Raw genomic sequence first — 14,416 nt, forward strand, 5'->3', positions numbered from 1 at the left:
GGCACTTGCATGTTTTGGCAATAGATGGCGGTGGAACGAAAACGATTGCAACAATCTCAACATGTCATGGGCAAATTATGGCGCTAGCAGAAACAGGCAAAAGTAATCCCACATCCATGAGCTTCGAGCATTTTACAGAGACGATAACAGAATTAATAAATAATTTAAAAAGACAACAGCCTCACGAATTTCAACACATTACAAAGTGCCATGCTGGCCTGTCTGGTGTAACAGAAAATAATAATGAGAAAATTACCTATGCATTATTAACCTCGCTTTTACCGAAAGACTGTCAACTATCACTATCGAATGATGGAATGAACGCGCTGTATGCGGGAACCTTGGGGCAGCCAGGCATTGTACAAATTTCTGGTACGGGTGCGATTACACTCAGTATAGATGCATCTGGAAGAATTGAGCGTACAGCAGGATGGGGTTATATTTTTGATGATGAGGGCAGTGGCTATGATATTGGCATTCGCACATTAAAAGCGGTATTTAAAGCATTCGACAAAAGAGGTCCTGAAACGCTTCTAACAGCAGCGGTATTAGAATATTTTCGATTACAATCCGTTCCGCAGATAATTGAAGTGGTATATGGCGAAGGACATCCGCGGGATACCATATCACCTTTAAGTAAGGTTGCAATTGAATGCGCTAAACGTGGTGATGGAGAAGCCAATACAATTATTGATCAAGTGTGCCATGTTTTTTATCAAAGTATAGACGCTTGTTACAAAAAAAACCCGTTTGCACATAAGCAAGTCAAAGTAGTGCTAGCTGGTGGCGTTTTTAATGAATTGGAGCTATTTACTAAAAAATTAATCGCTATTGATAAAAAGAATAGTAATCAGTATGACTTCGTGGGTGCTTATAGCTTACCGGTAGGTGGTGCCGCTTTAGCTGCTTTAAGATTACCATATAATGAGGCAAAGCTATTTATCGATCAATATAATGCAAGTATGAAGAAGTTTTTAACGAATTAATCCCCCCTTAACTTAGCAAGTAGAGAATAGCATATACATGTCTCTACTTGCATTTTGTCAGTCTCCTACTTTAAACATATACCCCTTATATGAATGATGAATGATCATGACGATTCCGATAAGCATAAAATTGGATAATAACGAACTTCCACCATAGCTTAAAAAGGGTAGGGTGACACCTGTGACAGGTAAAAGCCCAATGGTCATGCCGATATTTTGAGTAATTTGAAAGGCTAGTAAGCTTGAAATACCTGCCCCCATTAAAGTCATAAAGGGGTCTCGCGCTACTACCGTAATAACGACAATACGATAGATAACAAAAAAAAGTAGCGCGATTACAAATGCTCCTCCAATAAAACCTAGCTCTTCTGCAATAGCAGAGAATATAAAATCGGTATGTTTTTCTGGTACATAGACATTGTTATGTAGATAGCCCTTGCCCACAAATTCTCCTGACCCGATAGCCATAAAGCCTTGGCGTACTTGAAAAGAAGAATCTGTATATTCATAAGGCTGAAGCCATCCATAAATTCTAGAAATCTGATGTCCTGATAGAGCACCTAAAACCTTCTCTGTAAAAAATTCATTAAATCTGACATAGAGCACTACCAGCGTACTGATGATAACTAGAGGAACAGTCGTAAATACGACAAGAAGCTTTCTATGAATACCTGAAAAGAAAATCATCGGTAAAATCATTGCCATATACAACATGACCATACCTGTATCGGGTTGTCTATAAACAAGTAGCGTAGGAGGAAGGACAATTAGCCCGATTTTTATAAGTAACCAAAAATCTGCTAGATAGGAGGGGCGGACATTTTTCTCTTGATGAGCAATAATGACCTTACTCACAACTATTAAAAAAGCAAACTTTAAAAATTCCGAGGGTTGGAGAGAACCTAAAAACGGGATTTGATACCATGATTTTGCCTGATTGATCGTTCGAGCAATGCTTTCAGGAGCAACAATAAGACCAGCCGTTAAAGCAACTATTAGGAAGTAAAATGGCCATCCAATCTTCTTCAACTGTTCAATATCAAGCAAGGATATTCCAAGCATGATGGTTAATCCGATGACATAAAATAAAAACTGTTTGATAATAAAGGAGCTTGCATACTGTTCAAAATTTACACTACTAGAATGGACAAAAAGGCAACTAATAGCGCCGAGTAAAAGAAGACTTATTACTAAACTCCAATCTAACTTCTTGAATTGCGTCAAATGTAACACCTCCATTCTCTAGTATGAACGCTTACAATGTATGGAAGGTTGCGAATGTTTTTCTAAAAATAGTATGAATAAGTAGCGATAATCTGGCTAATTTAGCGAGTTAAATTACCTAAATAAAACTAAATGATGGGTATAAATTCTTAATATTTCGATTAAAATTTACAAAAATATAACACTGGCTTTATATCTCTATACTATCATTATTGGTAAGAGTTGGAGGAGGAGCCAAGGATCATGCATTTTTTCCGTTTCATTAAGGTGAAGGACAAGTTACTTGTACTCATGATTGTTTGTGTATTATCGAATGTATTGCTAGGTGTATTCAGTGTAGATTATTTAAGGAAAATGTCGTGGCATGCAAGTGAGAGTTACACACAGGGACTTGTCCCAATTGGATGGCTAAATGAGCTAGAAGAATCACAGCGTCGATTAGATTTTATAGTAGATTCGAAGGGTGACGATAAAGAAATGACAGCCATTTTACAAAACATGGCGCAGCCTTTAGATCATCTAGATAGCCAAGAAATTGACAAGAAGATGAGTCATCAAATTAAGAAGTATAAGTCATTGCTTAAGAAGCAGGAAGAAGCCATTGAGAACTTTAAGCAATTGAACCATGGTGAGCTAGATCAGTTTTATGTGCAAACATTTTTACCAATTAGTCAGGAGAGTCATGCATTATTAGAAGACACGCAAAATTATTTGGTTCAACGAGCAAAAGACCAACAGCAGGCTTATCAAAAAGATGTACAATTTGGCTACTGGTTACTAGGTGGCGTATGCTTAGCGGTTGTCTTGCTTGTTATCCTTATCGGCTTTATTGCAACGAAGGCAGTCAATGTGCCAACCCGTCAACTAAAGTCATTATTAAAACGAGCAGAACAAGGTGATTTCACTGCCAATGCAAGTTATGTAGCTCATGATGAGCTTGGTGAAGTAGTTCTGTCATACAATCAAATGGTAACAGAGGTGAAACGACTACTACATACTGTCACAGACAGTGCTTATGAAGTAGAAGAAATGACAGGCAAATTGCAGAAATCCTCTGAGCAATCATCAACAACGACATTAAAAATAGCGAAGGATGTACAATCTATTTCAGAGTCAACGTCTGCTTCTTCTAGTAAACTAGCTTCGAATACTGCTTCCTTAGAGGAGGTTTTAAATGATGTACAGGTTATTTTAGAAAAGGTTCAGGTTGTAGAAAGTTTTGCACAAAAAACGGCCAGAGATGCAGAAAGTGGAACTGAAATTGTACAGGCTAATTTAACACAAATGCAAGCTATTAAGCAGGCGGTTGAAAAATCTAATACAGCTATCTTTAATTTAGTAGAGCGGGCTGCATCGATTGATCAAATGATTGAAGTAATAGAAAGAATAACAGCGCAAACTAATTTACTGGCTTTAAACGCTTCCATTGAAGCCGCTAGAGCAGGAGAGCATGGTAAAGGCTTTGCAGTAGTGGCTAATGAGGTTCGTAAGCTTGCAGAGCAAACTGTTCAATCGACACAAACGATTACATCCATTGTACAAAACATCCATCTAGATTCGAGTTATGCGGTACAAATGATGGAAGGGGTTTTAGTAGCGACTGAAAAAGGTGTAGCTGTTACAGGACAAACTGCGTCAAGTTTTGATCAAATTTTAGAAAAAGTACATACTATTAAGCCATATATTATGGAAGTATCTGCTACGGTTCAAGAGATTGCTAATCACACGCAGAAGGTAAGTGAGGATGCGGGTATGCTGACAGCCTTATCCGATACGAATGCCGTGTCTACTAAGCATGTTGCTACGTTAACAGCTGATCAATTAAAAGCTCAGCAACAGTTCCATAATTATATTAAGGAATTGCGCAAAGTATCAAAAGTTTTGCAAATAGCTGTCAAACGTTTTTCGATATAATTTAATATTAAAGAATAATATTCAAAAAGGGTCTTCTTTGCAAAAAATAGCAAAGAAGATTCTTTTTTGCATGGTTACAAAACTAGCTTATGAAAGTGTAAATGATTTGTGTTTTTGAGATGTACAAATGTGTTTTGTATATTTTTGTAGCACAATATTTTTCTTGTTCTCATATACTGTGAATAAGGGATTGTATGTTCTTTGTAAGGAATATTATTAATATAATTGTTGTATTTTCAAAACGAACACATTATAATGAATTTCATTGAAAGTGTTATTAAATCAATGTTTATTAATGTATTTTTGTACTTTCAGAAAGTACAATTGTTCACATGTGGAGGTTTTGGGAAATGAAAAAGATTATTGTTACTGGAGCACTTGGTCAAATTGGTTCTGAGCTAGTAGAAAAACTTCGTGGTATTTATGGAGAGGACAATATACTTGCTACAGACATTAGAAAGCTTGAACATACTAAGGGCCCATTTGAAATATTGGACGTGACAGATGGACAAAGAATGCATGATTTAGCAAAGGACTTCGGTGCAGATACGATGATGCATTTAGCAGCATTATTATCAGCTACAGCAGAGAGAAATCCATTGTTAGCTTGGAATTTAAATATGGGTGGATTAATGAATGCGTTAGAAGTTTCACGTGAGTTAAATATGCAATTTTTCACGCCAAGCTCAATTGGTGCGTTTGGTCCGTCTACACCTAAGGAAGATACACCACAGGATACTTTGCAAAGACCAACAACTATGTATGGGGTAAATAAGGTAGCGGGTGAGTTATTATGCGATTATTACTTTAATCGTTTTGGTGTTGATACACGCGGAGTACGCTTCCCGGGGCTAATTTCTTATGTAACACCTCCAGGTGGTGGTACAACAGATTATGCTGTAGAAATTTTCTATGAAGCCATCGAACAAGGCAAATATACATCGTATATTCAGGAAGGTACATTTATGGATATGATGTACATGCCAGATGCCTTACAAGCTATTGTAGATTTAATGGAAGCAGACGGTAGTAAGCTTGTTCATCGCAATGCTTTTAATATTACAGCCATGAGCTTCGAACCTTCGCAAATCGCGGCTGAAATCAAGAAACACTTACCAAATTTCACAATGAGCTATCAGGTAGATCCTGTTCGTCAAGCCATTGCAGATAGCTGGCCAAACTCTTTAAATATTGAAGCGGCTCAAAAAGAGTGGGGCTTCAAAGCAGAATATGATTTAGCTAAAATGACGGTAGATATGTTAGAAAAATTGAAAATTAAACTGCATAAAAAAGCAATTTCATAATAGATAGGCAACGGGTGAAGACTAGACTTCATCCGTTTTTTTATATATAAAAGAAAATTATTGGAATATATAGATTAAATTATGAAATTAAAATATAATAATATTCGGAATATTAATAGTATTCAGTTAAATTGATGCTATGATAATTTCACAAGGGGAAATTCACAAATGAAGGGATGATGGGTTTTATGATGCAAGCACCATTAGTTTTAACTAGTTTTTTTAAACGAGCAGAGAGCTATTTTGCAAGAAAATCAATTATTTCACGGACAAGCCCACACAAAATACATCGTTTAACATATGGGCAGTGGGCAAAAAGAACGCGTCGTTTAGCAGATGCCCTTACGAAGCTTGGGATGACAAGAGGAACAAAAGTCGGCTCCTTTGCGTGGAATCAGCATCGACATTTAGAAGCTTATTTTGCTGTGCCTTGCTCAGGGGCAATCTTACACATGGTAAATATTCGTTTATCAGAAGAGCATTTGATCTATATTATTAATCATGCAGAAGATGAGATTTTAATGGTCGATGTAGATTTATTACCGATCATTGAAAATATTGCGCCAAAACTTGAGACAGTGAAACATTATATCATTATGACGGATGAACCAGCTTTGCCAAAGACTACATTACAAAATGTTTTATCCTATGAGGACATATTAGCTACTGCTGATGAAGAATTTCAATTTCCAGAGGATATTGATGAAGAAGCACCTGCTGGTATGTGCTATACAAGCGCCACAACAGGGAATCCAAAGGGGGTTGTCTATTCCCATCGGGGTTTAGTACTACACAGTATCATGCTGAGTATGTCTGACTCTATGGGAATTGCGGAAAGAGATGTCGTGATGCCGATTGTACCCATGTTTCATGCAAATGCATGGGGCTTGCCTTTTGCTAGTGTCAATGTGGGTGCTACACAAGTTCTACCAGGTCCGCAATTTACTTCAGCATTAATAATGGATTTAATCGAACAAGAAAAGGTTACATTAACTGCTGGTGTTCCAACCATTTGGATAGGTGCCCTACAGGAGCAGGAAAAGAAAGAACGAGATATTAGTTCTTTAAGAGCGATATGCTGTGGTGGATCGGCTTCACCAACTCGACTCATTCGGACATTTGAAGAAAAATATGGGATTCCTTATATTGTTGTCTATGGCATGACGGAAACTACACCAATCGTGGCATTGTCTAATTATATGTCATGGATGGAAGATTGGCCGATTGAAAAACGTATTGAAGCTCGAGCGATGCAAGGGATGACAATGGCAGGTATCGAATCTAGTATTATTAATGAGGCGGGTGAGGTACCTTGGGATGGCGAAACAATGGGGGAATTACGTTTAAAAGGCCCATGGATTTCCAACGAATACTATCGTGATGAGCGAACAGCAGATGCCTATCGAGATGGTTGGTTATATACTGGTGATATTGCTGTACGAACAGCAGATGGCTTTATTAAAATTACTGACCGTACGAAGGATCTTATTAAATCAGGTGGGGAATGGATTTCCTCTGTTGATTTGGAAAATGCGCTGATGACTCATGATGCCGTTTTAGAAGCGGCTGTCATTGCCATGCCCCATGCTAAATGGCAGGAGCGTCCATTAGCTTGTGTTGTATTGAAAGAGGGACAATCAGTAACTGAACCAGAGCTTCTTGCTTTTTTAGAATATCAATTTGCCAAGTGGTGGGTACCAGATGCAGTCGTCTTTCTAGAAGAAATTCCAAAGACATCTGTCGGAAAATTCCTGAAAGCGAAGCTGCGAGATAATGTAGCAGAAATTTATCCTAAATCATTGGTATAGGTAAAAGAGCGATTTCCGTAAATGGAAGTCGCTCTTTTTTGAGTTATTTAGTTAGCATGTGGAAGACTTGTTCAACGTCTTTATCGCCACGACCAGAGATATTAATAATAATGCTTTCCTCAGATGATAAAGTTGGTGCTAATTTTAGAGCATGTGCGACTGCATGTGAGCTTTCAAGAGCAGGAATAATACCTTCAACCTTAGAAAGTACTTGGAAGGCATCTAAAACTTCTTCATTTGTCACGGTCACATATTCAGCACGACCAATTGTTTTCAAATGGCTATGCTCAGGCCCCGCACCTGGATAATCTAAACCAGCTGCTATTGAATAGGTAGGGAGTGGGTTGCCTTCTGCGTCCTGAAGTACTAAACATTTGAAGCCGTGTAGCTCTCCTGGTGTTCCTTCGTTCAAGGTAGCAGCTTTGTCTGGCTCTATTCCAATAAGACGAACATCTTCGTCTGCAATATAATCAGCAAATGCCCCAATGGCATTACTACCACCTCCTACACAGGCAAGAACAGCTGTCGGCAGCTTTCCTTCCTTTTCTAAAATCTGTTCACGACTTTCGCGGCTAATCACTGTTTGAAAATGTTTAACCATTGATGGGAAGGGGTGTGGTCCAACTGCTGAGCCTAATAAATAGAAGGTTGTTTCATAGTTTTCTACTAAGTCAGCGAATGCCTCATCTACTGCATCCTTTAAGCGTCCTTGCCCTTTATCGACAGCTACAACTTTCGCTCCGAGAAGTTCCATACGAAATACGTTCAATGCCTGACGTTTTGTATCTTCCAAGCCCATATAAATCGTGCAATCCATTCCAAACATGGCACACGCTGTAGCTGTTGCTACACCATGTTGACCTGCCCCTGTTTCGGCAATCACGCGATTTGCTCCCATACGTTTAGCTAGTAAAATTTGTCCTAATACATTATTGATTTTATGGGAGCCTGTGTGGTTAAGGTCTTCACGTTTTAAATAAATTTTTGCGCCACCTAATTGCTTTGTTAAATTCTCTGCAAAATAAAGAGGGGATTTACGACCGACATATTCACGGAAATAGTAATCTAATTCTTGCTTAAAATCATCATCCTCTTTATACTTTTGAAAATTCTCATCTAGTCTATTTAAAACATTTTGAAGCTCCTTTGGAACAAAGCTTCCACCAAATTCACCGAAATATCCCTTTTTTTCTACTACTGTACTCATCTTAACTCGACTCCTCTATGCTAATTTTTCCAAAAAAAAGCCACTCCAATCCCTCATAAAAAGGACGAGTAACCGTGGTGCCACCTTCATTCGCAATTTTTGCGCGCTTTCCTGCTCCGGTAACGGGGAGCGAAACGGCCTTACATTTGATAAGGCTGCTCTGAAGTCCATTCACAAGTCTGTACTACTGGTTTGCACCAACCACCAGCTCTCTAAAAGTAACAATGCTTGCTACTACTCTTCTTCCTTGCATTTATTAGAAAGAATTGTAGAGTATTTTCAGAATAGTGTCAAGAAAAAAGACGAATCTAAAAAGATCCGTCAGTTAAATCAAATTTTTAAAGTGAAGGCGTTTGTTTAAAACATACATAATCGGTGCACCTACAGCTAATACAACAAATTCACCCGCCGCGACTGTTAGCCAAGTCCAGAAAAATGGCAACTCTAAAGCCAAGTTCAGCTCAAAGGCAATGATAAACATAGTACATGTAAAGAGCAATGTATTAATAATTAAACGTGCCCAAATATTTTTGACAAATTTACAGATTAAAATAAACAGGCCAAGTGTAATCATTGAATGACCTACACCAAAAACTAAATCGTAAATGCCAAGTGGTGAAAAGAGATTAGAGATCAATACACCAATAATAATCCCTACGGCAAAGCGTGGATTAAAGGCCACTAAATGGTTAAACATCTCAGATACTCGGAACTGTACCTCTGTAAAAACAAATGGGGCAACAAGCATGGTTACAGCTATATATAGAGCCGCAATGATACCACTTGCTGCTAAAAATTTTATCTTCATATTCATTTCTCCTTAGTTTTTTTTCGTGGGATGGTTACGAACCACGGTGCTTTCACACAAGTAAATATTCTATTATAGATATCTAGTAGAAGTCAAATGTCAGACTTTGTTTATAATGTCCTATCGTCGCAAAATTGTCATAAATATTTTTTACTATGTTGAAAAAAGAAATCGATTAACTAAAACAGCGTAGTTTAGCGGTTTAAAGCGCCAAATTAAATGAAAAACTAAAATATTTTGTCACTTTTAAAAGTCAGAACATTCATAATGTTGTTGACGGAGCTCGATAATAACGATAATATAGCGATACATTCACACTTTGTTTGGATAAAGTGCGATAGATATTCGAGAATATAATCGGGGGGATTATTTGTGAAAAGCAATGTAAAGAAGTTGTCATTCCTTCTTTTTGGATTAGTGTTGCTTCTTGCTGCTTGTGGTAGCGGTGGCTCAGGTACAGCAGATTCAAAAGGAAATGAAAAAAACAATGCAAGTGAGAGCGGAAATGCAGACGATAAAACATATAAAATCGGGATTACTCAAATTGTTGAGCATCCATCGTTAAACGCAGCAACGGAAGGCTTTAAAAAAGCAATTGAAGATGCTGGCTTAAAAGTTGACTACGATCCACAAATTGCACAGGGAGATAATAGCCTTAACACAACGATTGCTAACAATCTAGTAAGTGCAAACGTAGATTTAATTTTTGCAAACTCTACACCTTCTGCACAAGCCGCTGCAACAGCAACAAGTGATATTCCAATTATTTTTACATCTGTTACAGATGCTGTTGGTGCACAGCTAATTGACTCAATGGAGAAGCCAGGGAAAAATATTACAGGCACAATCGATTTACATCCAGAAACGATTTCTAAAACTGTAGCATTCCTAAAAGAACTTGGTGCGAAAAAAGTAGGGATGGTCTACAATGCGGGTGAGCAAAACTCAGTTGCACAAGTTTCAGAAGTGAAAAAGGTTATGGACGAACAAGTTTTAGCGGTGGTAGAAGCATCAGCATCCACTTCAGCGGATGTAAAACAAGCGACAGAGTCTCTAATTGGTAAAGTAGACGCTTTCTATATTATTACTGATAACACAGTTGTTTCTGCATTAGAATCGGTAATTGATGTTGCCAATACGAATAAATTACCATTAATTGTAGGAGAACTAGATTCTGTAGCACGTGGCGGTTTAGCAGCTTATGGTTTTGAATATTTCGATATCGGCTATGAAGCAGGTCAAATGGCTGTGAAAATTTTAAAAGGTGAAGCGACACCTGCCGATACACCAGCACAATACCCACAAAATCTGAAATTATTAATCAATAAAAAAGTTGCAGATGATTTAGGCATCGAAATTAAAGATTCTTGGGGTGCCGAAATTCTAGAATAGTAAAACGAAGCGGGGTGCACTATCCCCGCTTTATCTTCATTTTACAAGTGATATAAATAATAAAGAGATTTAGGAGATGATTCAACGATGTTTTTAGCATTATTTGGCGCAGTGGAGCAAGGAATCATCTATGCAATTATGGCACTTGGTGTATATTTAACATTTCGGGTGTTAGATTTTCCGGATTTAACGGTTGATGGAAGCTTTGTAACAGGGGCGGCAACTGCAGCAACAATGGTTTTGCTTGGCTACCACCCAATCTTAGCGACTTTAGTGGCAATTGTTGCTGGATTTATTGCTGGATGTATGACAGGAATTCTTCACACGAAAGGAAAGATTAATCCGTTATTATCAGGAATTTTAATGATGATTGCTTTATACTCGATTAATCTACGTATCATGGGGTTAACTGCAGAAAATACGATAGGTCGCCCGAATATTCCACTATTAAACTCTGAAACAATCTTTTCAAAGTTTCAATCTTTTTGGAGTAATTTAGGGATCGATGATGCTATCAATAACCTATTAAAAAGCATAGGCTTTCAGCATGTACCAGGTACATGGAGTGTGCTGATTGTTGTATTAATCATCACGATTTTAATTAAGTTAATAGCAGACTGGTTCTTAAAGACAGAGGTTGGGCTAGCTATTCGAGCAACTGGTGATAATAAACAAATGATTCGCAGCTTCTCTGCAAATACAGACACACTTATCATTTTGGGGCTAGGTCTTTCCAATGCGCTTGTCGCATTTTCTGGAGCTTTAATCGCACAATACTCGAAGTTCTCTGATGTTAGTATGGGGATTGGTATGATTGTGATCGGTCTCGCATCCGTTATTATTGGTGAAGCTATTTTTGGGACTAAAACTATTATCCGTACAACGTTTGCAGTTATTGCAGGAGCCATCATTTATCGTATTATATTAGCTTTAGCATTACGTGTAGATTTCCTTGATTCAGGAGACATGAAATTAATTACAGCGATTATCGTTATTTTGGCGCTGATCTTACCGCAATTTATTAATAAGAGTAAAGAACGTAAACGTAAAGCTAAACGTGCTGCAGAACTTTCACAAGTAAAAAAAGTAGAGCAGGGAGGTAATGGCCTTGCTTAAATTACATGGTATTAATAAGGTATTTAATGAAGGAACACCTGATGAGAAGATTGCACTTGCGGAGATAAACCTACATTTAAAGCCCGGTGATTTTGTGACAATTATAGGTAGTAATGGTGCAGGTAAATCAACGATGATGAATATGATTTCAGGTGCTTTAACACCCGATTTCGGTACAGTATTGATTGATGGTAATGATGTGACAAGTTTGCCTGAATATAAACGCTCTCAATACATTGGGCGTGTCTTCCAGGACCCAATGGCAGGAACTGCACCTACGATGACAATTGAAGAAAATCTAGCATTAGCATACTCTCGAAATAAGCATAGAGGACTACGCAATGGTGTGGACAAAAAGCGTCGGGAATTTTTTAAAGAATCGCTAGAGATGCTTGGTTTGAATCTTGAGAATCGTCTTTCTGCTAAGGTAGGTTTACTTTCAGGTGGGGAACGTCAAGCTTTGTCGCTCTTAATGGCTACCTTCACAAAGCCATCTATTTTATTGCTGGATGAGCATACGGCTGCACTTGATCCATCACGTGCAGAGTTAATTACCCGTATTACGAAGTACTTAGTGGAAAAAGATAATTTAACGACATTAATGGTAACGCACAATATGCAGCAAGCATTAGATTTAGGGAATCGTCTTATTATGATGGATAAAGGCCAAATCATTTTAGAAGTTGGTGAAGATCGCAAACATGAATTAACAATCCCTGATTTAATGTCCGAGTTTGAACGTATTCGTGGGGAAAAAATGAATTCAGACCGTGCTCTATTAGGTTAATATCGAAACGCTCATACACTTGTATGGGTGTTTTTCATAGTGTAAAAAATTTCATCAATAGTGTTTTTATGAATGGTGTAAATGAATGACCGTTGCAGGTTCCCTAATTTCACGTGTGGGGGATGCCGATCTATCTTATGGGAGTCTAGTAGCCTTCCAATCCAGCACATTAATTTAGCAAAGGTCCTCACTACTCTTTATGGAGGGGCGTTGTCACACATCGTTTTTCCGCATTGGTCTCTACTGCTAGTATAAAAGAAAATGAAAAAGACATATTTTCAAGATGGTTGATTGGAGTGGAGCCAGCCTCACTCCTAGGAATTTAGCGTCACAGATGAGACCCTAGGGCGAACGTAAGTGAGTGTAGCGGCTCATCAGACGCCACCTGGACGCTGGCGGAACAGATATCAATCTCTCGCCTTGCCAGAATGTCTCTTTCCGCAGACGATATTGTTTTTTCAACATCAACTAGTTTTAATAATTTTTATTTAGGGAAATTAAACGATCAATAAATTTTATCGCATAAAAAAGCCTCACTTTCAGAGAAGTGAGGCTCTTCATTTTAAACGAGTAAGCCAAATAGTTGAATATCGTTGTTTACTTCTTTGTATTTGAAGCCGAATTCATCCATTCGGGCAAGTAGTCCTTCATATTCAGCACGATCACCTAACTCAATGCCGACTAGTGCAGGGCCACTTTCTTTATTATTTTTCTTGGTATATTCAAAGGTAGTAATGTCATCGTTTGGTCCAAGTACACTAGTGAGGAATTGACGTAATGCCCCGGCACGCTGAGGGAAGCTGACGATGAAGTAGTAAAGTAAGCCTTCGTGTATAAGTGATTTTTCTTTAATCTCCTGCATTCGTCCAATGTCATTATTCCCACCACTGATGATGACAACGACTGACTTACCTTTAATTTCTTCTTTATAAAAATCAAGAGCTGCCACTGATAATGCTCCTGCAGGCTCAGCGATAATCGCATGTTTATTATATAGATCTAGAATGGTCGTACATACCTTGCCTTCAGGTACAAGAACAATATCATCTAAATAGCGACGGCAAACATCATAAGTATGATGACCGACGCATTTTACTGCAGCACCATCAACGAATTTATCAATCCAATCAAGAGCAACTGCGCCACCTTCAGCAAAGGCAGCCTTCATACTACCAGCACCAGCAGGCTCCACACCAATAATTTTACTAGCTGGAGAGAGATTTTTAATGTAGGCAGACACGCCTGACATTAAGCCACCACCGCCAATACTTCCGAATACGTAGTCGATTGGCTCCTCCATATCATTCATAATTTCTACCGCTACCGTTCCTTGACCAGCAATGACATCAAAATCATCAAATGGATGAATGAAGATTTTACCATGCTCTTCACAATAGCTCAACGCGCTTTCAGCAGAATCATCGAATGTATCTCCTGCTAAAATAATTTCCACATATTCACGTCCAAACATACGTACTTGGTCTATTTTTTGCTTCGGTGTTGTTTGTGGCATAAAAATGCTTGCTTGAATTTTTAATTGGGCACAGGCATAAGCTACACCTTGTGCATGATTGCCTGCACTTGCACAGACAACCCCAGCATCGCGCGCTTCATCCTCGATTTTTTTAATTTTATAATAGGCACCACGAAGCTTGAATGAGCGTACATGCTGTAAATCTTCGCGTTTAATATAAATATTAGCTCCGTATTTCTCGGATAAATAGTCGTTTTTTTGTAGTGGTGTGTGCACAACTACATCTTTTAAAAAATGATGTGCAATCAGGACATTCTCCACTTGCACGGTTCTAGTATCAGCAACTTCCATAGTATTCATCCTCCGTTATACGTTTAAAACATTTATCTATGATAG

Annotated in this window: 11 protein-coding genes, 1 riboswitch and 1 other annotated feature; of the genes, 7 read left to right on the plus strand and 4 right to left on the minus strand. The window is 38.2% G+C overall.

Annotated elements, in window-relative coordinates; genetic code table 11:
* Window positions 1-5: 5 nt before the first annotated feature.
* Complete coding sequence (locus LBYS11_RS02435; RefSeq protein ID WP_048393411.1) at window positions 6-986, plus strand: N-acetylglucosamine kinase; 981 nt, start codon at window positions 6-8, stop codon at window positions 984-986.
* Window positions 987-1,043: 57 nt separating this feature from the next.
* On the opposite strand, the gene LBYS11_RS02440 is transcribed toward LBYS11_RS02435, so the two are convergent.
* The gene (locus LBYS11_RS02440; RefSeq protein WP_233732374.1) at window positions 1,044-2,210 is read right to left on the minus strand and encodes an FtsW/RodA/SpoVE family cell cycle protein; all 1,167 of its coding nucleotides are present in this window, start codon (window positions 2,208-2,210) and stop codon (window positions 1,044-1,046) included.
* Window positions 2,211-2,453: 243 nt separating this feature from the next.
* Between LBYS11_RS02440 and LBYS11_RS02445 the strand changes: the two genes are divergently transcribed.
* From LBYS11_RS02445 to LBYS11_RS02455, 3 genes are all read left to right on the plus strand, one after another.
* On the plus strand, window positions 2,454-4,124 hold the full coding sequence (locus LBYS11_RS02445; protein ID WP_048393415.1) for a methyl-accepting chemotaxis protein: 1,671 nt from the start codon (window positions 2,454-2,456) through the stop codon (window positions 4,122-4,124).
* Between the two features lie 350 nt (window positions 4,125-4,474).
* Window positions 4,475-5,428, plus strand: a complete 954-nt coding sequence (locus LBYS11_RS02450) for an L-threonine 3-dehydrogenase (RefSeq protein ID WP_004225462.1) — start codon at window positions 4,475-4,477, stop codon at window positions 5,426-5,428.
* A gap of 188 nt (window positions 5,429-5,616) precedes the next feature.
* Window positions 5,617-7,236 (plus strand): long-chain fatty acid--CoA ligase, encoded by a 1,620-nt coding sequence (locus tag LBYS11_RS02455; protein ID WP_103119049.1) that lies wholly within the window; start codon window positions 5,617-5,619, stop codon window positions 7,234-7,236.
* A gap of 43 nt (window positions 7,237-7,279) precedes the next feature.
* Here LBYS11_RS02455 and trpB read toward each other — a convergent pair whose 3' ends face one another.
* Entirely contained in the window at window positions 7,280-8,443 is a 1,164-nt protein-coding gene (gene trpB / locus LBYS11_RS02460; protein ID WP_103117398.1) for a tryptophan synthase subunit beta, read from the minus strand.
* A 57-nt stretch (window positions 8,444-8,500) separates the two neighbouring features.
* Window positions 8,501-8,700: a binding site (T-box leader), on the minus strand.
* Window positions 8,701-8,768: 68 nt separating this feature from the next.
* A complete protein-coding gene (locus tag LBYS11_RS02470) occupies window positions 8,769-9,251 on the minus strand; it encodes a QueT transporter family protein (RefSeq protein WP_103117400.1) in 483 nt (160 codons plus the stop codon).
* A 6-nt stretch (window positions 9,252-9,257) separates the two neighbouring features.
* Window positions 9,258-9,302, minus strand: a riboswitch (PreQ1 riboswitch).
* Window positions 9,303-9,623: 321 nt separating this feature from the next.
* On the opposite strand from LBYS11_RS02470, the gene LBYS11_RS02475 reads away from it, so the two are divergent.
* From LBYS11_RS02475 to LBYS11_RS02485, 3 genes are all read left to right on the plus strand, one after another.
* Window positions 9,624-10,643 carry an ABC transporter substrate-binding protein gene (locus LBYS11_RS02475; RefSeq protein WP_103117401.1) on the plus strand — a complete coding sequence of 340 codons (1,020 nt, stop codon included), beginning with the start codon at window positions 9,624-9,626 and terminating at the stop codon, window positions 10,641-10,643.
* An 87-nt stretch (window positions 10,644-10,730) separates the two neighbouring features.
* Window positions 10,731-11,759 (plus strand): ABC transporter permease, encoded by a 1,029-nt coding sequence (locus tag LBYS11_RS02480; RefSeq protein ID WP_103117402.1) that lies wholly within the window; start codon window positions 10,731-10,733, stop codon window positions 11,757-11,759.
* Entirely contained in the window at window positions 11,752-12,546 is a 795-nt protein-coding gene (locus LBYS11_RS02485) for an ABC transporter ATP-binding protein (RefSeq protein WP_004225432.1), read from the plus strand. The genes LBYS11_RS02480 and LBYS11_RS02485 overlap by 8 nt, the downstream gene beginning before the upstream one ends.
* A gap of 562 nt (window positions 12,547-13,108) precedes the next feature.
* On the opposite strand, the gene ilvA is transcribed toward LBYS11_RS02485, so the two are convergent.
* Window positions 13,109-14,371: a threonine ammonia-lyase IlvA gene (gene ilvA, locus LBYS11_RS02490; RefSeq protein ID WP_048393422.1), complete on the minus strand. Its 1,263-nt coding sequence runs from the start codon at window positions 14,369-14,371 to the stop codon at window positions 13,109-13,111.
* Between the last annotated feature and the right edge of the window lie 45 nt (window positions 14,372-14,416).

This window comes from Lysinibacillus sp. YS11, assembly GCF_002896375.1.
In the GTDB taxonomy this organism is placed as follows: Bacteria; Bacillota; Bacilli; order Bacillales_A; family Planococcaceae; genus Lysinibacillus; species Lysinibacillus capsici.